The 24,609-nt window shown below is 64.2% G+C and carries 26 protein-coding genes and 1 tRNA gene; 16 read left to right on the top strand and 11 right to left on the bottom strand.

All coding sequences use genetic code 11. The annotated features are described in order from the left end of the window. Window positions 1–381: 381 nt before the first annotated feature. From SVXhr_RS02865 to SVXhr_RS02880, 4 genes are all read right to left on the bottom strand, one after another. Window positions 382–906 carry a type IV pilin N-terminal domain-containing protein gene (locus SVXhr_RS02865; protein WP_275739253.1) on the bottom strand — a complete coding sequence of 175 codons (525 nt, stop codon included), beginning with the start codon at window positions 904–906 and terminating at the stop codon, window positions 382–384. Window positions 907–909: 3 nt separating this feature from the next. Then, the gene (locus tag SVXhr_RS02870; RefSeq protein ID WP_275739255.1) at window positions 910–1,431 is read right to left on the bottom strand and encodes a type IV pilin N-terminal domain-containing protein; all 522 of its coding nucleotides are present in this window, start codon (window positions 1,429–1,431) and stop codon (window positions 910–912) included. 336 nt (window positions 1,432–1,767) lie between these two features. Next, window positions 1,768–1,840: transfer RNA gene (locus SVXhr_RS02875), tRNA-Gln, on the bottom strand. Between the two features lie 59 nt (window positions 1,841–1,899). Next, entirely contained in the window at window positions 1,900–2,490 is a 591-nt protein-coding gene (locus tag SVXhr_RS02880) for an HNH endonuclease (RefSeq protein ID WP_275739257.1), read from the bottom strand. Window positions 2,491–2,564: 74 nt separating this feature from the next. Between SVXhr_RS02880 and SVXhr_RS02885 the strand changes: the two genes are divergently transcribed. Together SVXhr_RS02885 and SVXhr_RS02890 are read left to right on the top strand one after the other, a co-directional pair. Next, a complete protein-coding gene (locus SVXhr_RS02885) occupies window positions 2,565–3,248 on the top strand; it encodes a helix-turn-helix domain-containing protein (RefSeq protein ID WP_275739259.1) in 684 nt (227 codons plus the stop codon). Window positions 3,249–3,339: 91 nt separating this feature from the next. Then, window positions 3,340–3,483, top strand: coding sequence for a hypothetical protein (locus SVXhr_RS02890; protein ID WP_275739260.1), 144 nt, complete (start codon window positions 3,340–3,342; stop codon window positions 3,481–3,483). On the opposite strand, the gene SVXhr_RS02895 is transcribed toward SVXhr_RS02890, so the two are convergent. After that, window positions 3,478–4,245: a hypothetical protein gene (locus tag SVXhr_RS02895; protein WP_275739262.1), complete on the bottom strand. Its 768-nt coding sequence runs from the start codon at window positions 4,243–4,245 to the stop codon at window positions 3,478–3,480. The genes SVXhr_RS02890 and SVXhr_RS02895 overlap by 6 nt on opposite strands. 100 nt (window positions 4,246–4,345) lie before the next feature. On the opposite strand from SVXhr_RS02895, the gene SVXhr_RS02900 reads away from it, so the two are divergent. After that, a complete protein-coding gene (locus SVXhr_RS02900; RefSeq protein WP_275739264.1) occupies window positions 4,346–4,945 on the top strand; it encodes an IMP cyclohydrolase in 600 nt (199 codons plus the stop codon). 95 nt (window positions 4,946–5,040) lie between these two features. On the opposite strand, the gene SVXhr_RS02905 is transcribed toward SVXhr_RS02900, so the two are convergent. Beyond that, on the bottom strand, window positions 5,041–5,709 hold the full coding sequence (locus tag SVXhr_RS02905) for a hypothetical protein (protein ID WP_275739266.1): 669 nt from the start codon (window positions 5,707–5,709) through the stop codon (window positions 5,041–5,043). Between the two features lie 111 nt (window positions 5,710–5,820). Between SVXhr_RS02905 and SVXhr_RS02910 the strand changes: the two genes are divergently transcribed. Next, the gene (locus SVXhr_RS02910; RefSeq protein ID WP_275739268.1) at window positions 5,821–6,213 is read left to right on the top strand and encodes a helix-turn-helix domain-containing protein; all 393 of its coding nucleotides are present in this window, start codon (window positions 5,821–5,823) and stop codon (window positions 6,211–6,213) included. Between the two features lie 15 nt (window positions 6,214–6,228). On the opposite strand, the gene SVXhr_RS02915 is transcribed toward SVXhr_RS02910, so the two are convergent. Together SVXhr_RS02915 and SVXhr_RS02920 are read right to left on the bottom strand one after the other, a co-directional pair. Further along, window positions 6,229–6,933: a queuosine precursor transporter gene (locus SVXhr_RS02915; RefSeq protein ID WP_275739270.1), complete on the bottom strand. Its 705-nt coding sequence runs from the start codon at window positions 6,931–6,933 to the stop codon at window positions 6,229–6,231. Continuing rightward, window positions 6,923–7,099: a ribbon-helix-helix domain-containing protein gene (locus tag SVXhr_RS02920; protein WP_275739272.1), complete on the bottom strand. Its 177-nt coding sequence runs from the start codon at window positions 7,097–7,099 to the stop codon at window positions 6,923–6,925. Before SVXhr_RS02920 ends, SVXhr_RS02915 begins: the two co-directional genes overlap by 11 nt. Before the next feature lie 96 nt (window positions 7,100–7,195). Here SVXhr_RS02920 and SVXhr_RS02925 point away from each other — a divergent pair, with 96 nt between their 5' ends. Next, on the top strand, window positions 7,196–7,762 hold the full coding sequence (locus tag SVXhr_RS02925) for a flavodoxin domain-containing protein (RefSeq protein WP_275739274.1): 567 nt from the start codon (window positions 7,196–7,198) through the stop codon (window positions 7,760–7,762). 95 nt (window positions 7,763–7,857) lie between these two features. After that, window positions 7,858–9,066 carry an inorganic phosphate transporter gene (locus tag SVXhr_RS02930; RefSeq protein ID WP_275739276.1) on the top strand — a complete coding sequence of 403 codons (1,209 nt, stop codon included), beginning with the start codon at window positions 7,858–7,860 and terminating at the stop codon, window positions 9,064–9,066. 81 nt (window positions 9,067–9,147) lie between these two features. On the opposite strand, the gene SVXhr_RS02935 is transcribed toward SVXhr_RS02930, so the two are convergent. Then, a complete protein-coding gene (locus tag SVXhr_RS02935) occupies window positions 9,148–11,328 on the bottom strand; it encodes a twin-arginine translocase subunit TatC (RefSeq protein ID WP_275739278.1) in 2,181 nt (726 codons plus the stop codon). Window positions 11,329–11,457: 129 nt separating this feature from the next. On the opposite strand from SVXhr_RS02935, the gene SVXhr_RS02940 reads away from it, so the two are divergent. The 3 genes from SVXhr_RS02940 (at window position 11,458) to SVXhr_RS02950 (ending at window position 14,104) form a co-directional block, all read left to right on the top strand. Further along, entirely contained in the window at window positions 11,458–13,221 is a 1,764-nt protein-coding gene (locus SVXhr_RS02940) for a twin-arginine translocase subunit TatC (protein WP_275739280.1), read from the top strand. A 138-nt stretch (window positions 13,222–13,359) separates the two neighbouring features. Next, complete coding sequence (locus SVXhr_RS02945; protein ID WP_275739282.1) at window positions 13,360–13,773, top strand: MarR family winged helix-turn-helix transcriptional regulator; 414 nt, start codon at window positions 13,360–13,362, stop codon at window positions 13,771–13,773. After that, complete coding sequence (locus SVXhr_RS02950; RefSeq protein WP_275739284.1) at window positions 13,766–14,104, top strand: hypothetical protein; 339 nt, start codon at window positions 13,766–13,768, stop codon at window positions 14,102–14,104. The genes SVXhr_RS02945 and SVXhr_RS02950 overlap by 8 nt, the downstream gene beginning before the upstream one ends. A 225-nt stretch (window positions 14,105–14,329) precedes the next feature. Here the strand turns inward: SVXhr_RS02950 and larE are convergent, their stop codons facing one another. Next, on the bottom strand, window positions 14,330–15,175 hold the full coding sequence (gene larE / locus SVXhr_RS02955; protein WP_275739286.1) for an ATP-dependent sacrificial sulfur transferase LarE: 846 nt from the start codon (window positions 15,173–15,175) through the stop codon (window positions 14,330–14,332). Window positions 15,176–15,586: 411 nt separating this feature from the next. On the opposite strand from larE, the gene SVXhr_RS02960 reads away from it, so the two are divergent. The 4 genes from SVXhr_RS02960 to SVXhr_RS02975 all read left to right on the top strand — a co-directional run bounded on the left by SVXhr_RS02960 (window position 15,587) and on the right by SVXhr_RS02975 (window position 20,921). Beyond that, the gene (locus SVXhr_RS02960) at window positions 15,587–16,618 is read left to right on the top strand and encodes an LLM class flavin-dependent oxidoreductase (protein ID WP_275739288.1); all 1,032 of its coding nucleotides are present in this window, start codon (window positions 15,587–15,589) and stop codon (window positions 16,616–16,618) included. 101 nt (window positions 16,619–16,719) lie between these two features. Further along, window positions 16,720–18,465, top strand: coding sequence for a PAS domain S-box protein (locus SVXhr_RS02965; protein ID WP_275739290.1), 1,746 nt, complete (start codon window positions 16,720–16,722; stop codon window positions 18,463–18,465). A gap of 97 nt (window positions 18,466–18,562) precedes the next feature. Beyond that, window positions 18,563–18,790, top strand: coding sequence for a DUF2892 domain-containing protein (locus SVXhr_RS02970; RefSeq protein WP_345799499.1), 228 nt, complete (start codon window positions 18,563–18,565; stop codon window positions 18,788–18,790). Window positions 18,791–18,926: 136 nt separating this feature from the next. Further along, a complete protein-coding gene (locus SVXhr_RS02975; RefSeq protein WP_275739294.1) occupies window positions 18,927–20,921 on the top strand; it encodes a helix-hairpin-helix domain-containing protein in 1,995 nt (664 codons plus the stop codon). Between the two features lie 22 nt (window positions 20,922–20,943). On the opposite strand, the gene SVXhr_RS02980 is transcribed toward SVXhr_RS02975, so the two are convergent. Continuing rightward, window positions 20,944–21,624 carry a TOBE domain-containing protein gene (locus SVXhr_RS02980; protein ID WP_275739296.1) on the bottom strand — a complete coding sequence of 227 codons (681 nt, stop codon included), beginning with the start codon at window positions 21,622–21,624 and terminating at the stop codon, window positions 20,944–20,946. A gap of 114 nt (window positions 21,625–21,738) precedes the next feature. On the opposite strand from SVXhr_RS02980, the gene SVXhr_RS02985 reads away from it, so the two are divergent. Genes SVXhr_RS02985 through SVXhr_RS02995 form a run of 3 tightly spaced genes read left to right on the top strand, consistent with a single transcriptional unit; the run spans window position 21,739 to window position 24,606 of the window. After that, window positions 21,739–22,722, top strand: a complete 984-nt coding sequence (locus SVXhr_RS02985) for an extracellular solute-binding protein (protein ID WP_275739298.1) — start codon at window positions 21,739–21,741, stop codon at window positions 22,720–22,722. Between the two features lie 58 nt (window positions 22,723–22,780). Then, window positions 22,781–23,587 (top strand): ABC transporter permease, encoded by an 807-nt coding sequence (locus SVXhr_RS02990; protein ID WP_345799506.1) that lies wholly within the window; start codon window positions 22,781–22,783, stop codon window positions 23,585–23,587. Further along, window positions 23,584–24,606 carry an ABC transporter ATP-binding protein gene (locus SVXhr_RS02995; RefSeq protein WP_275739301.1) on the top strand — a complete coding sequence of 341 codons (1,023 nt, stop codon included), beginning with the start codon at window positions 23,584–23,586 and terminating at the stop codon, window positions 24,604–24,606. Before SVXhr_RS02990 ends, SVXhr_RS02995 begins: the two co-directional genes overlap by 4 nt. Window positions 24,607–24,609 lie beyond the last annotated feature (3 nt).

Below are 24,609 nucleotides of genomic sequence, written 5' to 3' on the forward strand. Positions count from 1 at the left end.
GGTTCGCCCCCCGAACCCGTTGCACACCGATTATCGACGCCGGGTTTACCCCCTTTCCCGGCATCCCCTTTCCCCTTTTGCTGAACTTTCAGCCGTGGCTGTCCTGATGGCCAGCCACTCGTTGACGGGAACCGCCACTGCGTCTCCGAAGCGGCCGACGCCTGGGATGCAGCCGGAATGTGACGTGGGTCCTCGGTTCTGCGCACGCACGGAAGGGAACCACGGCTGGCTCACGATGCGTGTCTGTCCGCCCGTAGTGCTGTACGTGTTCGCGCACTCGCGCGGTTGTGCCTGCGGGAGGCGCGGCTACGCGGTATGGGATGCTACTGGTTAGGGGTGTGTGAGAAAATACCGCGAGAAGATAGATGCTACGGCGCTACGTCAGGGTTCCCAGCTCGTCAGGATCTCGGAGGTGTCGGAGTTCGAAGCGCGCCACACGAGATCGATCGAAGCGTCGTCGAGATCGAGGTTGCTAAGACTGTTGCCATCTGTGGCTTCCAAATTCGAATTCGACGGGCTAATTTCAACCGAGTTGCTGGCGGAGACGTCCGTGGTTCCACCACTTAGTGTTTCCCACGTGTATTCACTTTTCAATTTGTCTGTATCAGTGCTGTCTCCGTCGTTGGATTCCACGTTCGTTGCGCCATCAATCACGAAGTACAATTTCGCACCGTCAGCTCCACCACCGCCGTCGTGGGTGAACGTCACAACGTCTGCTCCTGATGAGGACGTATCACCAGTCACGTCCCAGTTCGTCGTCGGTGCTGTTTCCTCGTTCGGCCCCATGTTCATCACGAACGTCGCGATCACCGCGGCCAGAATCACGGTGATCGCCACCATCAGGATCACGCCGATGACCGGCGAGACACCGCGATCGTCGTCGAAGAGGTAGCCCTTTAGATCCATGGTTTAGGGCTCCCAGGTCGTGAGGACTTCGGAGGTGTCGGAGTTCTCAGCCTCCCAGATGAGTTCGACGGATGCGACGTTAGCGGTTTTGTAATCGGCCGAGCTACCTGCTGAATCCATCTCAGCATACGGGGTGATCGTTCCACTAAGGCCACTATTCCATGCGTCCGAGGTGTTGTAGATCCGGAACGAACTCGATGCATTGAGTGTCACATCACTCCCGAAGCCATTGCTACCTGTGAGCTCGAAAGTTTCTTGCGACGGACTTGAAAGACCGTCGTAGCTCACGACAACACTCAGTTTACTCGCTTCGGCACCACCACCGCCCGTGTGGTCGATCAGAATATGGCTGGATTCGTTCGTGACGTCCCAGCTCGCGGTGGGTGCTGTCTCTTCGTTCGGCCCCATGTTCATCACGAAGGTCGCGATCACCGCGGCCAGGATCACGGTGATCGCCACCATCAGGATGACCCCAATTACTGGCGATACGCCTGTGTCGTCGTCGAGTAGGGATTTCAAATCCATACAGTGATAGGATACACGACAGGGTATAAAAATCGGGACGGATCGTTTTGGGGTCGACAGGCTTTTTCAGCCCGTGTAATTACCGTCTCACTCCAGTATCATCATCTGATAATGGCTCGCCGTATGGCGATTCAGTGAACAGACGCCCCGTGTTACACGATTGCTCCGGGTCGGCGGATTCGATCCGTGATTTTGGGGGGTCTTGCTGGCATTGCACCGCCGAAAAATACTTTTGAACTTACAATTGGTGGTGTAACGACCACCTCCACCAGTCCGTCACCGGCAATGCTGCCGTGGTGGGTGCCGCCTGCTCAGGACGTCTGTTCGTCGCAGAAGTAGTCCATCCTGGATTCGAACCAGGGTCGCGAGCCCCAGAAGCTCGCAGGATTGGCCACTACCCTAATGGACTCCGTGCATTCGAAGCGTCGCGGTTCCACAACTAAACCCTGTCGCTTTCGTGTGGCCCTGTTATTCATTCTCGACCGTTAACTCCGCATGCTCGGGTACTTCATAATGTTCTTTCCGATGACAGTTTGCACACAGCACTTGACAGCTATCGATTTCGTCTTTGATTTTCTGTTTCGCGTATCCGTTGGCGACCATCTTCGAAACGCCGAGTGTTTTCTCGTCTGCGTTTACGTGGTGAAAATCGAGCGCAGCCGGATTTCCTTCGCCACAACGTTTGCAGCGACAGTGTTCGGCTTTATAGTCGTGTAACCACCCGCGACGTCTCGCACGCCGGCGGTCCTTCTTGGCGATGTCTCGCTCTCGATTTTTGTAGTACCATCGCATGTTTCCGGACAGTTCTTTCCAGTCTTTCTCAGCTGGTAGTTCGACCCAGTCCGGCTTGGGTTGGACGTCAATTCCCCCATTTTCTCCTTGCGCATACGTCTGGAGACCTGCCGCTTCTTTCGCCTCGTTCCACCCACCGACAACCCGAAGAATGGTAGAGGCCGACGGCGTCAGTCCGAGCGCCTCGTACTCGGCTTTCGTCGGTGATGCCCCCAGACGCTCTGCCGCGTCCTGGATCGCGCGGATACAGTCTTCCCGACTCGTCATACGCCCCTTCCTTGCGTTGTCCCATAAAAAGTCCGGGCGAAATGCAGATGCTTGTCCCTGTCTTATACAGCCGTGTGGACCGCCAGACGATCATCGCGGAACTCGACGTCACCTCCCCACGGGTTGTGCTCGGCCCGACGCTCGCGAGCGACTACGACGTCACCGTCTATGCCGAACGGCTGCCCGTCTCCCACGAGGGGACGACCTGGTTTCACGTGACCGTCCTGGCTGCGGACTTCGACGCGTTCGAGGAGGTCCTCGCGGCGGATCCGACCGTCGCCAACAGCGAGGTCTTCGCTGCCTACGGCGACCGGCGGACGTACCGGCTTACGATCGCGCCGGAGGTGCCGGTGCTGACCGAACACGTCGCCAGTTTCGGCGACGAACTGCTCGACCTCCGTTCGACCGCGGACGGCTGGCGCGTCCGTATTCGAACGACCGACCGCGGCTCGATTCGCGAATTTCTGGCGTTCTGTGCCGAGCAGGACATCGACTGCCGACTCGCCCGCGTCTTCGAGGCGAGCGATCCGGTCGGCGAGATGGCCGTGCCCGTCGAACGCGACGCATTCGACATCCTCCACACTGCATACGACGCCGGCTACTTCGAGGTCCCACGCGAGACCTCACTTGCCGAACTCGCCGACCGCTTCGACGTCTCCGAGTCGACGATGTCCGTCCGACTCCGCCGGGCGCTGGGTCACGTCGTTGCAAGTCTCGTCGCCGCGGACGCATCTGCCGAGACGACTGACAGCGAGTAATCGGGTTTCGAGGCCACCGGCGCCTTGCTTATAAAGTCCGGAATAATTCGACAGAGATGGCATCCGATGGTACCGCCTACCATGTACTGTCATGAAACGGAACGTAACTATCGATGCCCGTGGCGGCCAACACGATCGCCCTGACGTTCGGCTAACCGTCGAGATCGCCGGACGGCGACTCGTCTATGCGGAAAGCGATCTCGAGTCCGTCGGCTTTACCGCAAACGAGTTATAAGGAGACCTCTTCGAGCGAGTCGGATTCGGCGGTGACCTCCTGGTTGAACGCCGCGACGAAACCGGCGAAGTTCGGGGCGTGAGCGCGCAGGTCATGCGCCGAGGGGGGCTGATACTGTGAGAGGAGATAGATCCCGCCTTCGCCGCCGACCCGGAGGTAACTGGTCCGGCCGTCCTCCCACTTGAGTTCCCAGCGTGAGCCCCCGGAGCCGGAACTACTGCGTCTCGATCCGCCGGAGCCACCGTTGTCTGTCACGCGTGCCGAAAACGTCCCGTAGTCGCCGCCCTCGTAGCGCTGGAGCTGGCGCGCCATAGCGTCGGTCGCCTCGCGCATCTGGCCGAGGATCCGTTCGCGTTCCGCGACCACGCTATCGACCGATTCGATGGCGGGGAAGTCGCTGTTCACGTCGTCGAGCACGCCCGCGAGCGAGCGGACGTGGTCGTTGAACGCCGCCACGAACGCGTCGTAATCCGCCATCGCCGTTGCGAGGGCGTCCGGCTCGGGCGGTTGCTGGGTCGAGACGACGTAGACGTCCGCCCCCCGACCGTCGAAGCGGAGGTACTGGACGTCGCCGGCCTCGTATTTGAGTGTCCAGGTCCCCGCCTCCGTCTCGAAGTCCGCCTGGCCGTAGTCGCCACCCTGCAGCCGGGCGAGTTCGCGGGCGATCCGGCCGGCGTGTTCGGTGACTTCGGCGACCACCTCGTCGCGGCGCTCGGCGGCGGCCTCGGTCCCGACGATCTCGCTGTCCAGACCAGTCGTCATTGCCACTGGAGAGGAACTCAGAGCGGATAACGCCACCGAGTCCGATGCTGTCGATCGCGGAACCGACACCTACTTTCCGGTCTGCGTCTCAGGAGGGAACATGTACGTCGGACGATTCGTCGTCGTGGCCCCGGAGGTCGGCGCGTATCGCGTCTCCTCCCGTTCGTTTCCCAACCGCAAGGCCGTCGATCGCGACGGGACGATCACCGTCGCGCCGACGGCCGAGGCCCCCGAGACGGATAACCCCTACATCTCCTACAACGCGGTCCGGCTGACCGACCGCGGCGCGGTGATCGGCAACGGCAGTCATGTCGATCCCATCGCCGAGAAACTCGCCCTTGGAACGCCGGCCCGGGACGCGCTGGCCGAGCCCCTGAAAGCGCTGGACTTCGAGAAGGACGACTACGACACGCCCCGGATCGCCGGCATCGTCGGCGTTAGCGAGGACGATCCCACTGCTGGCGAGGCCGGCGCAGCCATCGGGATCGTCCGTCGGGACGCGCTGGTGGTTGAGGCCGTCGAGGAGCCGACGCTCGTGGCGACCTACGAGCGTGACGACCCGGTCCCGTTCGAGCTCGGGGCGAGTGACGCCGCGGGCGCGGCGCGAGAACTCTACGACCACGAGTTCGAACACGCGGTCTGTGCGGCCGGTGTTTCCGGGTCGGCGGGCGACTACGAGACGGCGATCGTCAACGAGTGATCGACGGGTAGCGTCAGGTCCGTTTTTTCAGCGGTGTCGATACCACGTCAACCGGAGTCAGATCCGTCCCGGGCGACAATTCGGTAGTCACACATTCAGTCGAGACGATCAAGCGAGCCGTGGAGTTCCTCGTTTTGGATGTGGGTGCAAAACTGTGCACAGAGTCGACAACAGTCGATACCGTCAGTAAACGTTCGGACGCTGGTGTCCCAGCGAGCGTGCACGGATCCAAGCATCGCACTCCGCACTGATGGTTCGGTCGCGACCATGATCCGTCGCGTTCGCTCCGGTGGAATCGCATCTGTTGCAGGTCCGTACATATCATCTGTCGATAACAAATCTTCGAGAACACTCCCGATCTCGATGCCGACACCGAGGTTGTCACCGACCTGTGGGGCGATAAACACTATTGCATTGCTTGCCCGTGCAAAGGCGATACTCTGACTCGCTGCATCCATTTCATCGAGCGGGATCCCGACGTCAATAGCCAGAAACGCGTTGAAGCCACGTTCGCGCAGGCAGTCTCTCGTTTCTTCTAGGAGCCGCAGGACTTCGTCTTCGGCGTATTTACCACTGTCTTGGTCCCACGTGGCAAACGATGGGGCATCAGTTTTGACGTCGGCGTCAGACGGTAGCAACGAATCGACCTCGAACGTTCGGTATGGCCCCATCAGATAGACGAGAAACCGCTCTCTCCTGACCGGGGCGAGGGAGTCCGAGTCGCCGACAGCACGAGGAAGGTTCTCGATAATCCGCTGTCGCATTCGTGTTGAAATTACTTAATGATGGTATATAAATCTTCGTCTTTTCAAGAACTCTCTAGTCAAGAACGACTAAGTATGTGGCATCCGATTACTGAACTGAGACAGTTCCAAATGTCAGAGACTGATCGCCACCAGACAGACGAGGTTCGTCAGCCGGAGCCCCCGCTGCCGGAAGAGAGCGGATTGACGCTCGAGGAGTACCTCGCGATGCAACAGGCGATCGGCCACCAGACGCGGTTTCGAATCGTGCGCGCACTTGTCGCTAATGACGAACTGAGTGCCACCGACCTCAAGTCGACGGTCGAAGCCGAGCCCGGGAATTTCCACTACCACCTCGAGCAACTGGTCGACGTCGGACTCGTCGACAAACGGAAGCGACGAACTGCCGATAGCAAGGGATTTTTCACCTACTATCGACCGACAGCGATGGGTCGTGGCATCCTCGAGTATGGCGTCGAGGAGCTGATGCGGCGCGAACGCGAATTCGACGACGCCTACTCGTAGATGCCGTGAAAGTGATCAGTCGCTCGGGACGACGTTCGGCCCCACCTCGCGGTCCCGGACGAAATGGACGACCGCGTAGACGAACGGCGTGTCGAACACCGCGACGCCGATTTTGACGAGGTACTGACCGACGATCAACCCGGCGGCGTCACCCAGTGGTATCCCCTTGAAGAGGATGAAGGCGACGGTGATGAAGATGACCGTGTCGACGAACTGGCTCGTCGCCGTCGACCCGACGTTGCGCAGCCACAGGAGTCGGCCGTCGGTGCGGTCCCGAAGCCAGTGGAACGTGAAGACGTCGAGGTTCTGGCTGACGAGGTAGGCGAGCATGCTCCCGGCGACGACGCCCGTACTCGACCCCAGCACGCTGGCGAACGGTGACTGGTCGACGGGCGAGCCGACAAAGATGGGTGCTTCGATCGCGAGCCATACCAGCCCAAGCAGGACGAAGTTCATCGCGAAGGCGACGTTGACCAGCTTGGTCGCCTCGCTGCGGCCGTACAGTTCGGCGTAGCAGTCCGATGCGAAAAAGGTCACCGCGTAGGCGAAGGCGGCCGCCGGGACGATCAGCGTCGACCCCCTGAGCGGGAGCGAGAACGGGATCTCGATGCCGACGAGCTTGCTTGCGGTCACCTGGGAGGTGATCAGCGCGGTCACGAAGACCGCGATCAGCCCGAGGCGGGCGAGCGGCAACGGCGGTGCGGATCGCTCAGCGCTCATCCGTCTGCCTCCCCTGGCGCTCGTCGATTTCGTCGAGTAGATCCAGCGTCTTCCGGATCGAGGCCCGGATCGCCTCCGAACGGTTGACGAACTTGCCGTCCTCGCCGACGTGATCGTCTAAGTCCGCCAGGAGTTCTGCCGGTACTTCGACGCTTATCTTGGGCATACTGGGGACTTCTCTCAAGAATACTTTAGCCTCGCGGTTCGCTCGCGACACTCGTCACTCAGATATCTATTTACCCGCCGCAGTCGTAGGTCTCCTATGGCAACGATTCTCGTGTGCTACGGCACCAGCGAGGGCCAGACCGAGACGATCGCCGAACGGATCGGCGACCGGCTCACCGAACGTGGCCACCGCGCGCCCGTCCGGAACGTGGCTGAGAACGACCTCGACCCGACCGGCTACGGTGCCGTCGTGATCGGGTCGTCGATCCACATGGGGAGTCACCAGTCAAGCATCGAGGGGTTCGTCCGCGAAAACCGCGAGGCGCTCGCCGGTCGTCCGACGGGGTTCTTCCAGGTGTCGCTATCATCCGCCACCGACGACCCGGACCGGCGTGCCGAGGCTGCGGGCTACGTCGAGGACTTCGAGGACTCGACGGCGTTTCATCCGGACCGCGTCGGCCTGTTCGGCGGCGCATTGCGGTACTCGAAGTACGGGTTCCTCAAGCGGTTGTTGATGAAGCAGATCGCAAAGCGGGCAACGGGGGATACGGACACCTCGCGGGACTACGAGTACACTGACTGGGACGAGGTCGAGGCCTTCGCCGAGGACTTCGCTGCGTTCGTGGAGGGACATCTCGGCGAAGCCCCGCCGCGGACCGAGTGAGCGGTCGCCCGCGAACCGGGGGTGTTGGCGACCGTGAGTTTGATACGAGAACCGACAGTATCTACTGACAGAGCGGCCACGTTTCAGGTAGACAGATGGTCGAAGCACTTCTCGTCGTCGGGATCGTCATCACCGCGTTCGTCGCGTACAACATCGGCGGCGCGACGACCGGCCCAGCCTTCGGTCCCGCGGTCGGCGCGGGCGCGATCGGCAAGGTCGGCGCGGCCGCGCTGATGTCCGTTAGTTTCTTCGTCGGCGCGTGGACGATCGGCCGGGAGGTCGTCGACACGCTCGGGACGGAACTCGTCACCGATCCGACGATCTTCAGCCTGCCGGTCAGTATCACTGTCCTGTTTTTCATCGGCGGGGCGCTGTTGATCGGCAACCTCTCGGGTGCGCCCGCCTCGACGTCGATGACTGCCGTCGGCGCGATCGCGGGGCTCGGCATCGCCTCCGGGACGCTCGATCTCACCGTCGTGGGCGAGATCGTCTCCTGGTGGATCGTCTCACCGGTGATCGGCTTCTGGATCTCTGCGGTCATCGGCCGATACTTCTATACGCACCTGCGACGACTCATCGCGATCGATCAGTCCGAGGGACCACTGTTGACGCTCGACCGTGAGGGTGGGCTCCCCCGACCCGCTCCCGGCCCGAACACGTCCCGTCGCGAGATCGTCGGGACGGTGGTCCTTGTCGCGATCGGGTGCCTGATGGCCTTCAGTTCCGGGACGAGCAACATCGCCAACGCGATCGCGCCGCTGGTGGGTTCGAACGAGCTCAAGATGAACCCCGCTATCCTTCTCGGCTGTGCGGCCGTCGCCGTCGGGGCCTTCACGATCGCTCGCCGGACCATGGAGACGCTTGGCAACGACATCACCGATCTGCCGCTGACCGCGGCGATCGTCGTCGCTGTCGTCAGCTCGACGATCGTGATCGCGCTATCGGCCGCCGGCGTCCCGGCGAGTTTCGTCGTGATCGCGACGGTGAACATCGTCGGTCTGGGGTGGGGTCGGGCGACCCGCGTGGTCAAGATTGAGGACGCCGTCGTCGGCGACGAAACCCCACCGGTGTCGGTCGGGGCGCTGGCTGCGGACGACGACGCCCCGACGGTGGGGAAACCGGAGCTGATCGAGGACGAACACGACCCGGAGCCGATCGGGGATGAACCTATGCAGGAATCTCCCGCCGAGTCGGACCTCTTCGATCCATCGACGACCGCACGGGTCCTGCTCATGCAGAATCTGGTCCCCGCCCTCGCGACGATCGCTTCCTTCGGGACGTTCGAACTGCTGTTTGTCGTCTGATACTCAGATGACGTCGTTCCGGCGAGTATTCTGACCGCCGCTGGTCTCGGTGGCTCTTCTCGGCCGAAACGGGTTTGCCAGTCAGGTCGTCGCTGGGGTCAGCGGCCCCTTTCGTCTCCCGCCGAATGTATACAGCCAGAGGATGCCCAGCCCCAGGAGATACGAAAGCGATGCCGGAATCGCAACCAACAGTAGCGAGAACATCCCGCCGGGGGTGACCACCATTGCCAGCGCGAACAGCGCCAGGACGACCACGCGCCATCGGGCGGCCATAGTCTGATACGAGACGAGGCCGCCACGGTGAAACAGCAGCATCGTGACCGGAATCTCGGCGAGCAGGCCGATCCCCACAGTGGTGAACACCAGCAACCACCCGAAGGTATTGACCCGATACTTGACGACCATGTGTGCATCGATCGCGTCGGCGGCGAGCCACGACATGACTCTGGGTGCGATGAAGCTATACCCGATGTAACTTCCCAGGCCGATGCCGACAACGAGTGACCCGCCCCAGACCAGGAGCGTCCGTCGGTCACCGGTCACCCACTCGCGGTCTTTCAGGGCCGGCCAGACGTAATAGCAGACCAACGGGAGAATGGCCACCACGCCAAGCAGTGTGCTGACCTTGAGTTCGAACACGAGGTGCTCGACGGGATGCAACACGGCGATATCTCCCTGAGCGATCATATCGGCCGGGAGTCGCCGGAGGAAGTCCTTTCGGATGTAGTTGATGCCACCCATATAGAGTGCCCCGAACGCTGCGATAAACACCGCCATGAAGACGGCAACGAGGACGAACATCTTCGAGGTGAGTGACTCCAGAATGAACCGCAGATCGTAGTAGTACCCGCCGATATCGTCTTCGGTCGTTTCGTCTTCGGTGAACGCGTCGACGACTCCCGTTGCCGTACCCGAGACGATTCCCGAGTCGTCCGAGCTCTCTTCGTCAGCTTCGTCCGCGTTTTCCTCCTGTTGGGCACGCTCGTTGGCCTCGTCGAACCGTTCGAGGATGAGTTCGGCCTTCTCGTTGTTGCCGTTCTCTAAGGCCTGGTTGATGTAGCTGAGCGCCTCGTGCTCTTCGAGCGCTTCAAACGCTTCCGGTGGCGCGGCCTCGATCCCGGCCCGGTCGAGGTTTGTAAGATCGATCTCGGTTGGATCTCCCATCGTCGCCATCGCGATGCCGGCCTCCTGCTGTACTTGCTTGGCGACCGATCGATACCCGACCCAAGCGACCACGGGCACTGCAAGAGTGGCCGCGACCAGTGCCGCTGCGTACGACTCCGGGAGTCCCAGGGCGGTTCCGATCGTCGGGACCGGTCCGAGGTTGCCAGGAGCGATTGCGAGCCCCTCGTTGATCACACTTACGCCGCCCGCAGCGAAGAAGCCATAGACAACCGCAAAGGACGCGATCGCCGCCCCAGCGAGAACGTTCCACCGCTCACGGAGCGTGGCCGTCACGTTGACCTGCCCGCGTGATCGTTTGGCACCGACGACGAGTTTCGTGATCCGCAGACTGACGGCATAGAGCGCGACCAGCGGCGTCGCCCACATCAATTGTGTCAACGGTTCCGGTGGCGTAAACATCGCCCCTGCCGCATAGAGGCCCAACACGGCGTGCTTCCAGCGGTCCCTGAACGTCTCGTAGGGGACAATCTCGGCGTACGCGAGCGTACTCATCACCAGCGGGAGCTGGGCTGCGATGCCAAACGAAAGCGCCAGCAGGAAGATAAACTCGACCCACTTGACGATGTGATACGTCGGGACGAATCCGGCCTTGATCGCGTTTGACGCCAGAAAGCTGAACATGATCGGAAAGAAGACGGTATAGGAGTATGCGACCCCACCGACAAACAGCACTAGCGTGGCCATCACCAGCAGCACGAGCTTCCAGCGGGCAATCGGGGCCTGTGGCAACCAGCCCCGCCGTCTGAGCGCGTCACGCGAGAAATACAGGAACAACGGAACTGAAAACAGTGCGCCGACGATGAGCCCAATCTTCACCTGCAATAGAATGACATCGAACGGGGAAACGACGACGACGTTGGTTCCCTCGCGGACTTCATCAGTCATGCCCGCGAACAAATCCGCTTTGAGTCGGTCCCACACGTACGTCTGCAGTATCCAGATCGACCCCACGAGTCCGAAGACGAACGCGATAAAGACCTTCTGGATATCCTGCTGTGCAGACCGAAGCATCGCTCCCAACGTTTCTCGACCACTCGCAAGTGTGCGACGTGTACCGTCGTCGATCGCTCCGGACATCTTCGTTCGGGGGACTAACGAACTCGCCGTTATCAATTTATTCATCGACGTATCGGTCTGCCGGTGTGACTCCGTTCTGCGGACACGAAAAGAAGGCTTACAATAGGGGGGTGCAAACTCGCCGAAACGATGACCGACGGCGACAGTCCTGACGACGAGGACGACGCTCCGAATGGCGGCCATGATGCTGCCGACACCTCGAGGGATACCGCCGTCGATTCGGGCGACACCCGGGACGACGATACCGGAAGTCCAGCGGAACCAGACGATCAATCCGACGAGTCGACGGACGGTCCTGTCCCCGATGGGACCGACTCGGACCAAGCCGAACCTGCAACCGTCGAGGACACTGACGCCACCGCGGCCGATCGCGGTGATCGCTCCAGCAGCGCTGGTGAGGCAGTTTCCGATGGCGAGAGTGACAGCGATTCGAGCCAACAACGCGAGGCGACAGCAGACGGCGACACGACAGACCAAGACAACGACCCAGCTACGGATCCCGGGGATATCGCGGCTGGGCCGACCGAGCCGGTCGGGATCGAAGACGAACCGTCCCGTCAGGAGCCGCCACGGGAGACCTTCGACTCTGATCCCACCGAGACGACGGCCGAAAGCACAGCCCCGGATGACGAGGAAATGCCGCTGGCCGATCACATCGAGGAGATGGTCCGCCGGCTCGGCGTCGTGCTCGTGTTGATGGCTGGCGTCAGCGCCGTGGTCTTTCCCTTCGGCGAGCAGATCATCAACACCATCTGGTATTCGTTCCTGCCGGGAACCTTCGAACAGTGTCCGACGACGGGTTCGGTCGTGACTAATACGGGCGCGACGATCAGGCCGGCCTGTCCACGGGTGTACAATCCGCTTGCGACGATCCTCGCGCGATTCAAGGTGGCGACGCTGGCCGGGTTCGTCGTCGCGCTTCCGGCGTTTGTTTACGAGACGTACCTGTTCATGCGCCCCGGTCTGTTCCCCCGTGAGCGTCGGTACTATCTCGCTGCTGTGCCAACGAGTCTCGTGCTCGCCACGGTCGGGCTGGCCTTTGCCTACCTGCTTGTCCTCCCCGCGATCTTCACGTATTTCCTGTATTACTCCGAGAGCGCGGCGGACATCGCCTTTGGCTTGACAGAGACCTTCGACATTATGGTCCTGATGATGGGCTTTTTCGCCGCCATCTTCCAGATTCCACTGTTCATCATGCTCGCGATCATGATGGGTGTGACCTCCCGGCAGTGGCTGGCCGACCGCCGGTTGCTGTTCTGGGCGGCCTTCGGCGGGATCGCGTTCATCTTCAATCCTGACCCGACCGGGATGGCCCCGTTCATCGTCGCGGCGACGATGATCGCGCTGTTCGAGGGGACGCTCCTCCTGTTGTCCTGGACCGGCAGCGAAGGGCTGGTCCCCGCTCCGGATGCAGTGTCGGCTCGCCGACCCTACGCCTGGCTGCTCGCGGTGGTCACCGGCTACCTCGCCAGTGACGCCCCGCTTCCGGCGGGCTATTACGACCAACTCCCCGGATTCGTCACTGGCTTCATCGAGAGCAACGGTCTGGTCGGGATAACGCCGCTCGTCGTCGGTGGCGCACTCATTGCCGTCTACGAGGTCTTGACGGTGCTCCTGCGGCAGTATCTGCCAATGGGGCGGGTCAAACTGGCACTGTTTACCGGTCGTATCTCGGTACTTCGGTTCCGTGCACCGGTCTGGCTCCTCTCAATTGTCGTTGGCTACTTCGCGAGTCCGGAGCCGTTCCTGCTCGATCGCGCGGGTGAAATCGCGCTCGCGCCGATCGAGGCGGCCGCGCTCGCCGGCGGGTTGATCGTCGCCTTCGAGATGACCCTCGCGATCTGGCGCTTCGTTCGGCCGGAGGAGGGCCAGCGTCTGCCCCTCGAGCGGTGATCGACTGCAGTCGGTTGGCCAACCGTCACGCAACTGTCCGACGATTGTGAGCGATGTTTTCGCGTCCCGGTCAGGCCAGTTACCGTGTGAACTGACCGAAATACTCTTATACTACAATTGACTACATTTGATTACAATATGCCGGTCCTCCTCAACGATCACGATTCCGACCTTACCCTTCGGCCAGGGACAACGAAGTCGGATATCGTCGCGTACCTCTATCGAAACCCCGAGTGGGGATATTCCCCGAAGGACATCACGGAGGCCCTCGACATCCCCCGCGGGACTGCCACGACGACCCTCAAACGGCTGTACGACGACGATTACGTCGGGAAAACCGACGACGGCTACTACCACGCCCTGGGCGAACGAGATGACATTCGACGGTATGTCTCTAGCCTTGAGCAGGCACATCGACTGTTCGGTCACCACCGCGATGCGGACGCCACGCCGGAAGAACCCGAGAAACAGATCGCTGAAGACCGCACTGACGAGGAACTTGATGCCGAACTTGCGGCGTTAGAAGACGAGATCGGCGACAGCGATGAGTAAACTATCAGCAGGAGACGTGTGTTGGGCACAGGACCCGACGGGAGCTCATCCGAAGCGACCGATCATCGTCCTCGCTCACGAGACACACCCGTTCAGTGCGACTGACTGTACGGTGATGTGTGTCGGGACGAGCGCCGGCAAGTATCAGCAAACGACACCCGAACTCGAAGACGAACATCTCAGGGACATCTCCTTTACCGATACGTCCTATCTGATGCCGTGGGCGCTGTACACGATCCCACCGGGGACGATTAACGGACAGACGAAGGGAGAACTGACGGAAGAGGGGCGGAGACTCGTGAAGAAGTCACTCATCTCACTCATGCCGTGACTGGTGGGCAGTAAACCCGGCCACGGTTTGCGTGCAGTTTCCGACACACACCGGGAGTACGTCGCCCTCGCTGCTCGCGGGTCGTTCCTCCCCGCTCGCATTTTTCGAGACCTCCCTTCGGTCGGCCTCGCCCTCGCTGCTCGCGGGTCGTTCCTCCCCGCTCGCATTTTTCGAGACCTCCCTTCGGTCGGCCTCGCCCTCGCTGCTCGCGGCTTCGCCGCTCGCTCATTCCGAGGGCTCGCTTCGCTCGTCCTCGCTAGGACTCACACTCCCCGTCCGATACCCCTCCAGGTCGAGCGTGACGTGCTCGAATCCCAGATCGCCGATGTGCTCGCGCGCCGCGGCAACGAACTCCGGATCGAGCGCCGCTTCGAGTTCCTCCTCGCCAACCTCGATCCGGGCGATGCCGTCGTGATCGCGGACGCGGAACTGCTCGAAGCCCCACGTCCGGAGGACGCGTTCGGCCTCCTCGATCCGCGTGAGTTTCTCCTCGGTGACTTCCAGGCCGGTCGGGATGCGCGAGGAGAGACACGCCATCGAGGGCTTCTCGGCCACGGAGAGGTCGTAGTGACGCGCGATCTCCCGGACTTCCTCCTTCGTGATGTCGTGTTCGAGCAAGGGGGAGACGGCGTCGAGTTCCTCGACGGCCTGCAATCCGGGGCGGTGTCCCTCGCCGGGGTCGGCGGCGTTCGTCCCGTCACAGACTGTCTCGATGCCGAGCTCCTTGGCCCGGTCGTACATCGCGGAGAGGCGCATCGACCGGCAGTGATAGCACCGGTCGCCGTCGTTTTCGATGAACGCCTCGCTTTCGAGTTCGGAGAACTCCACGATATCGTGACGGATGCCGATCTCCTCGGCGACACGCTTGGCCTCCTGCAGTTCGGCCTCGGGGAGCGTCTCGCTTCTGGCGGTGCAGGCGACCGCGTCCGCGCCGAGTGCGTCTTCGGCGATCGCGGCGACGACGCTCGAATCGACCCCGCCCGAGAAGGCCACGAGGACGCCGTCGCGCTCGGCCAGGTCGGCGCGGGCCGCCCCGCGTTTGTCCTCGACGGACCGCTGGGTGGATTCCATCGGGCCGTAGTAGGAAATGGACGCGCAAAAGCCCGTTGTCCCATGGTGGGGGTGGTCTTTGGTTAATCGAGTCACGGTTGGGAACAGCCAGAAAGCCCCCCAAGGCCGGTTGGTCAGCCGGCATGGGCAGGACTGAAAGGGGCGAGGCGTGCGCGGCGGTGCAACCGCCGCGACCATTCGAGGCCGGCTCGCCGACCTCGCGCTCGGCGACGGCGCGAACGGGCAAGCACTGTCGTCCGAGAGAGCGAAGCGCGCGACCGGCGCACCGAGCCGACCGCATCGGGGCATTCTGGCTGTTCCAGGCGATCCCTGCGAAACGACACACTACCCAGGGCGGGGCGACGGGACAGCCCCCGGCCACGAAACTGCCGGGAGCCCAACGGTTACCCCCCGGCGTCCCCGCCTTCCACTATGGATCTCTCGCTGGTCGATCTCTCGCCGGTCCCCGAGGGCGGCACCGCGACCGATGCCTACGCGAACACCGTCACCGCCGCGAAACAGGCCGAGGAACTCGGCTACTCGCGGGTCTGGGTCGCAGAACACCACGCCATGGGCGACACCCTCGCCGGAACCACGCCCGAGGTACTGCTCGGCCATCTCGCGGCCGAGACCGACTCGATCCGGCTTGGCTCGGGAGCCGTCCTGCTCAATCACTACAGCCCCTACAAAGTCGCCGAGGTTTTCGGCGCGCTCGACGGCCTCGCGCCGGGCCGAATCGACGCCGGACTCGGACGGGCCAACGGCTCGCCGGCTGCCGATCGCGCCCTCGGGACCGAGCGCCGGGTCGAGAACCCCGACGCCGAGCACCGCGAGAAGATCGAGTCCGTCGTTGCCCACCTCTACGACGCATTTCCCGACGACCACGCCTACAGCGACCTGAAAATCCCCCGCTCCGGCGAGGAGCCGCCGGTCCCGTGGGTGCTCGGATCGAGCCCGTCCAGTGCGAAAGTCGCCGGGCAACTCGGCTTGCGGTACTGTTTCGCGGCGTTCATCCGCCCGGGCTTCGCGACCCAGGCCTTCGAGACCTATCGCGAGCACTTCGAGCCCGCCGACAGCGACGGCGGCCTCGACGAACCGGAAGGGATGGTCGCCGTCAACGCCATCGCCGCCGAGACCGACGCGCAAGCGGCGCGCAAGCGGGCGGTGGCCGAGGCGTCCTTCCAGCGGATGGCACGCGGGGTCGTCGGCTCGACGCCCTCAATTGAGGAAGCGATCGACGAACTCGGCGGCGTCCCGGACCCGACACCGGCCACCCTCGACCCTGGCGAGTGGCCGCGGGCCATCTCCGGGAGTCCCGAAACGCTGTCCGGGTTGCTCGAACAGCTGTCGGACCGGGTCGGCGTCGAGGAGGTCATGATCCAGCAGGTCGTCGCCGATCACGACGACGCGCTGCGCTCGCACGAACTACTGGCTACAGGGGTTGATCTCTCACCTCGCCCCTGACTGGAGCGGGCACATCGTCGGCTTGACGTGTGGCTTGTCACGGGCTCGCAAGTATACCGGCGGAAGGCAGAATTAAGCATATCTGGACCCTAGATAGGGTAATGGAAACGGGTGACGCGATCGCTCGAAAAGCCTTCGAGAAGGCGGCCACGATCATGGTCGTCCTCGACGCTGACGGGGTCATCCAGCGCATCAACGACCGTGGGTGTCAGGTACTCGGATACGATCGGTCGGCCCTGCTTGGAGCAGACTGGTTCGAGACAGTCGTCCCTGCGGGTAGTGATGTCGATCTGGACGCTTTGCTTGGGGCCGTTCAGGGAAACGAGTCTGTCGACATCCACGAGAATACGGTCCGGACCGACGACGGCGAGATTCGATGCATCAAGTGGCACGTCACTGGCCTTCGGGACGACGCGGGGAACGTCACGGAACTGCTCGTCTCGGGATCGGACATCACCGAGCGCGAGGAGACCGAACGCCGGCTCCGCCGGTACGAACAGACCGTCGAGAGTTCGACCAATCAACTCGCAGTCGTCGACCGGGAGTACACCTACGAGTTGGCCAACCGAAACTACCGGCGATTCCACGGCCTGGGCGAGGAGATCCCGGCTGAACTGACGATCGCCGACGTCTACGGGACCGAAACTTTCGAAGCGATCAAGCCCGCCGTCGACCGGGCGCTGGCCGGCGAATCGCTGGCCTACGAGACCACGCGTCCCGGCCCGGACGGCGACGATCGCACGTTCGACGTCCGGTACTTCCCGCTCGTGGCTGACGACGACACGGTGGAGGGTGCCGTCGCCGCGTTGCGGGAGGTCACCGAACAGCGGGCACGCGAGCGCGAGCGTCGGGAAACCAGAGACACTTTCGAGGGCCTGTTCCACGGGATCAACGACGCCGTTTTCGTTCACGATTTCGACGGTCAGTTTCTCGCCGTCAACGAGACAGCCCGTGAGCGGCTCGGATACGACGAGGGTGAACTCCTCGGGATGACGCCCTGGGATATCGACGCCAGCGAACACGCGGACTCGATCGACGAGCGGATCGAAACGATCCTCGAAGAGGGGGAGCTGACCTTCGAGGCCGTCCACATCACGAAGGCCGGCGAGCAAATCCCTGTCGAGATCACGTCGAGTCTGGTGACGTACTTCGGCGAGGAGGCGATTTTGAGTGTTGCCCGGGACATCACCGACCGCAAGGAGCGAGAACGACAGCTCGAGCGGGAGGTCGATCGGCTCGCGGAGTTCGCGGGCGTTATCTCCCATGATCTGCGAAACCCCCTGAACGTCGCCCAGAGCCGACTCACGCTCGCCGCAGAGGAGTGTGACGAAGACCACGAGCACCTCAAACCGATCGATCGGGCGCTCGGCCGGATGGAGGCGATCATCGAGGATACGCTTACGCTCGCCCGTCAGGGCGAGACTGTCGGCGAGACCGAACCCGTTCACGTTGCCGACGTCGTCGGGCAGTGCTGGGGCGCGGTGGCGACGGGCGAGGCCACCCTCGAGATCGTCGATGAGTTCGCGATCTGGGCCGATCGTGACCGCCTCCAGCACGTCTTCGAGAACCTCTTCCGGAACACGATCGAACACGCCGGCAACCAGGCCACGATCCGGATCGGCCGACTCGAGGGCGGGTTTTACATCGAGGACGACGGACAGGGGATCGACCCGGCGGATCGCGAGCGCGTCTTCGAGCCCGGGTATACGACCCAGGAGCGGGGCACCGGCTTCGGGCTCACGATCGTCCGCCAGATTGCCGAAGCCCACGGCTGGACCGTGACGGCGACCGACGCCGAGACAGGCGGCACCCGCTTCGAGTTCATCGGCGTCAACATCGTCGAGTAAGTCGGTACGTTCCCGGGTGATCGCCTGCTGGGACGGGTTAGTTTTTGCAGTATTGCCAATGGTGTCCACAACAGGTAAATGGTCAGCCGCCGAACGTATGGGTACAATGGAACCAAACGTCGGCTCACTGGATCGAAGCGTCCGCATTGCGATCGGTATCGTCCTCGGGATCGTCGGGGCTGCCGTCTTCGCCGGCCCGCTGTCCAGTCTGGGAACGATCGTCGGCGCGATCGCGCTGGTCGCCGGGGCAGTCATGCTCGGGACGGGGCTGACCCGCCAGTGCATGCTCTATCGGCCGCTTGGCATCGACACCTGCGAACGATAGTTCCCGGCGGACACAGAACTATCGGACGAGCCGTGGCCGGAATCGAGACCGTTGTTCTCCATCACTACTTGGGGAGTGACTGGGCGATCGGGCAGGACGTGAGGTTTTTTCTCACGGGGCATCGAGACATCGATAGATGGACCTGACGGCGATCCCCGGCGTCGGCGAGAAGACCGCCGCATCGCTTGCCGAACTCGACGATCCAGCGGCGGCGATCGAGAACGGCGACGTCGCGGCCGTCGCGCGGGCACCCGGCATCAGTCAGGGTCGTGCCGCCCGGATCGTCCGCGCGGCGATCCGCGAGCGCCACGGCGACGCGGGCGAGTTCCTGGCGACGGCGCGCGCCCGGGAACTATACCAGTCTGTGCTGGACTTGCTCGAAGCCCGCACAGTGACCGACTACGCGGCTGCACGGCTCGAAACGCTGTATCCAAGCGCCAGCGACTCACGTATCGCGGAAGTCCGCGCCCTGAGCGAACGTGCGATGGAGCGCGATCCCGACGAAGCCGTCCTCGGGGTACTCGACGACGTCGAACCGCTCGAAAGACCGGGCGACGTCCGAGTTCGTGATCGATGTCTCGCGACGACAGACGGCGAGACCTACGCGCAAGCCCGCGAGGCGATCCCGGAGTTGAGCGTCGAAGTCGTCGAGGATAGCCGTGATCTGGCGGAACTCGCCCGCGGCTATGCGACAGTCGTAGCGCTCGACGATTCCTTCGCCGGTGTTGACGTCGAGGGAGACGTCCGCGTCGAACCGGATGCACTCGACGATCCGGCGTCAGTCGTGCCCGAGCGTCCGCTCGCCTTTTTCGCACACAACCGCGACCGCATCCTCGCTGCGATCGCCGTCCACCGGACGGTTGCTCTCGACGCATCTTGTGACCTCGACACGCTCGAAGCCGCGCTGGATCGACTCGATGCGGAAGGGATGCCGACTGGCGACGACGAACTCCGGCGGCTTCAGACGGCTGTCGACGACCTCGACGCCGCCGTGAGCGAGGCCGAATCGGTCGCCAACGACCGCCTCCGGGAAGCGATCGAAGCGCAGGACGTCACCATCGAGGGGGCGGACCTGCTCTCGCTGGTCGAGCGCGGTGCGGGCGTCGACGAGGTGCTTTCGAGGGAACTGGCCGACGAATACGACGACGCCGTCGAAGCGGCCCGCGAGCACGTGATCGACACACTGGATCTGCGGGACGTCGCTGACATTGCGAAGCGGGCGTTCCCGGACGAACCCACGTTTCCGGTCGAGCGTGAGGAAAGCGTCGTCTCCCGGCTCCGGGAGGAGCTCACGACCGCCCGCGATCGGCGGGCCGAGCGGCTCAAGCGGGAACTGGCCGACGACCTGGCGTCGATGCGCGAACCAGCCGAAGCGCTCGTCGACGCCGCACTCGAACTCGACGTCGAACTCGCCATCGCCCGCTTGGCTGCCGATTTCGACGCCTCAATGCCCGACATCGGTGGCGATGGAATCACGATCGAGGGCGGGCGATCGCCGCTACTCGACGTGGACTTCGAGGACGTGGAACCGGTCGATTACGCGGTCGACGGCGTTCGCCTCCTCTCGGGGGTCAACAGCGGCGGGAAGACCTCCACGCTGGACCTGCTCGCGCTGATTGTCATCCTCGCGCACATGGGGCTGCCGGTGCCCGCCGAACGGGCCCGCGTCGGGCGGATCGACGCCCTCCACTACCACGCCAAGACCCAGGGGACACTCGACGCCGGGGCCTTCGAGAGCACGTTGCGCTCCTTCGGCGAACTGGTCACTGACGCCGCAAGCGAGGGGGAGACGCTCGTGCTGGTCGACGAACTGGAGAGCATCACCGAACCTGGCGCGAGCGCGAAGATCATGGCCGGCATCCTCGAGGCGCTGGCCGAGCGCGACCAGACGGCCGTGTTCGTCTCCCACCTCGCCCGGGAGATCCGCGAGACGGCCGACCAGGACATCGGCGTCGACGGCATCCAGGCGCTGGGACTGGTAGACGGCGAGTTACAGGTCGATCGGACGCCCCGGAAGGACACGCTGGCGCGTTCGACGCCGGAACTCATCGTCGAGAAACTCGCGGAGGATGGTGGGGATGGCACTGGCGTGGCGGAGTTTTATGGCGACCTGCTGGCGAAGTTTGAGTAACGGGCCCGATGGCTCGCTCCGATCACCGCGGTACGGCCCGCGTCGCCGCTGCCTTGAACGCCGCGACGACCGCGACGCCGGGTGAAAGCTCCAGGTTCGCGACGCTCGTCCGGGTGACGGTCACGCGCAGGCGAATATCCGACGCGACCTCGACAGTGACGTGGGCGATGGCTTCACCGTAGTCGATCGCCGCGACAGTGCCGTGAAACCGGTTGCGGGCGCTGGTGTCGGCGGCCGGCGGTGCCGTATCCGGGCGGTGAAGCGTGATCGCGTCCGCGCGAAAGAGGACCTGGACGGCCTCGCAGTCCTCGGCCAGCAGCGCGCGGACGGTCCCTGCGTCGGTTTCGACGGTGGCGAGTTCCCCCTCGCGGTCGAGGACGCGACCGTCGATGGCCACCTCTTCGGTCCGGGCCGAGTCGTCGAGGACGGCCTCCAGGCGCTCGAAGCGAGCAAGCAGCTCCCGGGCGTCCTCGGTCAGCCGGCTGCCACCCCCTCCCGAACCGCCGCGCCGGCGCTCGACGAGTCGCCCGACGGCCGACTCCAGATCCGTCAGGCGGGCGTGGGACCGCGAGTACGATCGGCCCAGCGCGTCGACGGCGGCGTTCAGCGACCCCTGCTCGTCGATCGCCCGGAGGAGCGCGGCGTCCGCCCTGTCGAAGGTGACGCCGTCGATCCGGAGATGGGCCTCGAAGCCCGCATCCATGTTCCACCCTTCAAATGGACGGCCCATAGCCCTGTCGACCCGGTGTCGTTGCCCCGATTCCTGGGTTCGGGACAATCGTTATGTTCCTACAGACACATCGCCGTTATGTCTTCGATGAAACAACGCGCGAAGGGGGCCGACGGGACCCGGACCGGTGGGAAATCTGCCCCCAGTGCCGTCGCCGGAGCACACACGCGTCGGGGCATCCTGACCGGCGTGGCCGGGCTCGCGACGGGTTTTTTGGCCGGCTGTCTGGGGGGCGAGCGGACGGCATCGGTCCTGGCGGCCGGCAGTCTCGCGTCGGCCTTCGGTGAGACGGTCGGGCCGGCTTTCAAGCGGGAGCGGGGGTACGCCTTCGAGGGGGAGTATCGCGGTTCGAACGCCGTCATGCGGATGGTGGCCGACGGCCAGCGCAAACCCGATGCGGTCGTCAGCGCCGACGCGGGGTTGCTCCGGGAGCGTCTCCGGCCGGAGACGGCCGACTGGGACGTCGTTTTCGCGACCAACGCAGTGGTCATCGCCTACAACCCATCCACGCCGGCCGGGTCCCGCCTGGCCGACGGCGAGCCCTGGCCGACCGTCCTGGCCGACGCCGACGCCGAAATCGGCCGGACGGACCCGGACCTCGACCCGCTTGGGTATCGGGCTGTCCAGCTGTTCGACCTCGCGGCGCGGTACTACGATCGCCCGGAATTGGCCGATCGACTGCGCGCGAACACGACGGTCGACCCCCAGGAGGCTCACCTGCTGGCGGCCGTCGAAACCGGCGACCGGGCGGCCGCCGTCGCCTACCGGAACATGGCTGTCGACCGCGACCTCCCGTTTCGCGACCTGCCGCCGGAGTTGAACTTCGCGGACCCCGCGCTCGCCGACCACTACGCCACCGCCACGTACACGACCGAGGAGGGCCGGGAGATCCGGGGGCGACCGATCCGGTATAATGCGACTGTGCCCGCCGGCGCGCCCCGGCCCGAGGCCGGACGGGCGTTCGTCGGCTTCCTGGCGCGACGGCCCGACCTATTGGAACGGGCTGGCCTGGTCGTGCCGGCAGCGCTCCCGCGGGCGAAGGGGGACCCACCCGGGGGTGTCGTGCCGTGAGTCGGGCCGTCCCGACCGGGGTGTGGTCGCCGTGAGTTACGCCGATCGGCTTCCCGCCTTGCCACCCGGCCGTGAGGAGTGGGGGTCCGACGCACGGAGACAGCGCGTTGGCCTGGCGCTGTTCGGTGCCGTCCTCCTCGCGGTGCTGGCGGTCCCGTTCGTCGGGTTCTTCGCCTTCGTGGGCGTCCCGGCCCCGGCGGCGTTCACGGACCCAGACGTCCTCTCGGCGATCCGGGTCTCGCTGCTGACGGCCCCTGTCTCGACGGCCATCGCGACGGTGTTCGGCGTCCCGCTGGCGTACGTCCTCGCCCGCGAGCAGTTCCCCGGCAAGCGGATCGTCGAGGCGCTGGTCGTGTTGCCGCTGGTCACGCCGCCAGTCGTTGGCGGGACGATGCTGCTGTCGGCCGTCGGCCGGTTCACGCCGCTCGGGCGGGCGACCGCCGCAGTCGGTCTCGACATCACGGGCGGGTACGCGGGCGTGATCCTGGCCCAGACGTTCGTCGCCGCGCCGTTCCTGATCGTGACCGCGCGCTCGGGCTTTGGGGCCGTCGACGAGGACCTCGAACGGGCCGCGCGCAACCTCGGCAAGGGGCCGCTGGCGACCGTCCGGGAGGTGTCGTTACCGCTCGCTCGCGGGAGTATCCTCGCCGGGATCGTCCTCACTTTCGCCCGGGCGCTGGGGGAGTTCGGCGCGACGATGATGGTCGCCTACCAGCCACACACACTGCCGACCCAGATCTGGGTGACGTACATTTCGGGCGGCGTCGAGGCGACAGCCCCACTGGTGATCGCACTGCTGGCTGCTGGGCTGGCGGTCGTCGCCACCCTGCAGTACGTCGGCGCGTCGATCGGGGTCGATCGATGACGCTACGCGTGTGCGATCTCCGGGTCGATTACCCGGCGACGACCGTCGGCCCTCTCTCGTTGACGGTCCCGCCCGGCGTGACCGCCGTGCTTGGTCCCTCTGGGACCGGGAAATCGACGCTGTTGTCGGCGATCGCTGGCTTCGAGGAGCACGGCGGGACGGTTATCCTCGACGGCGAGCGGCTGGACGGCCGCCCGCCGGAGGACCGAGCGGTCGGGATGGTCTTCCAGGACGGGGCGCTGTTCCCGCATCTGTCCGTCCGTGAGAACCTGGCTTTCGGTTCGAACGACGGGGACGACATCGAGACGGCGGCCAGCCGACTCGAAATCGACCACCTGCTCGACCGAGCTCCCGAGACGCTCTCGGGCGGGGAACGACAACGCGTCGCACTCGCCCGCACGCTCGTGGCCGATCCCGACGCGCTCCTGCTGGACGAACCGCTGTCGAGCCTCGATGCCCCCATTCGCCGGCGGCTACGCGTCGTGTTGCGCGAGGTGCTGGCCGACCTGGCGGTGCCCGTGCTCTACGTCACCCACGACAGACAGGAGGCGACGATCGTCGGCGACCGGCTGGCGGTACTGGTCGAGGGCGCGATCGTCCAGACCGGCCCGGTCGAAACAGTCGTCGAGTCGCCAAAGACACCACAGGCGGCCCAGTTTGTCGGCTACGAGACACTCATCGACGGGACCGTCGTCGAGCGGGGCGATGATTGGGCAGTCGTCGATGTCGGCCCGACGACAGTTCGGGTTCCCGACGATGTCGGGGTCGACGAGGTGACGATAGCGGTCCGGCCCGCCGACGCGACGCTCGCGCCGTCGAATTCAGCAACGGCACTCGACTGCCGGGTCGTCTCGATCACCGCCCAGCACGGCGACGCGCTGGTCGATTGCGCCTGGCCCGGCGGCGATCCGATCCGGGCGCGGGTCGATCGGGCGGCAGTCGCGGACCTGTCGGCGGGCGATCGCTGCCGCGTCGGGATCGATCCCGAGGCGAGTCGGCTCCTCCCACAGGAGGGGTGAGCG

This window comes from Halorhabdus sp. SVX81 (assembly GCF_029207715.1).
GTDB lineage: Archaea > Halobacteriota > Halobacteria > Halobacteriales > Haloarculaceae > Halorhabdus.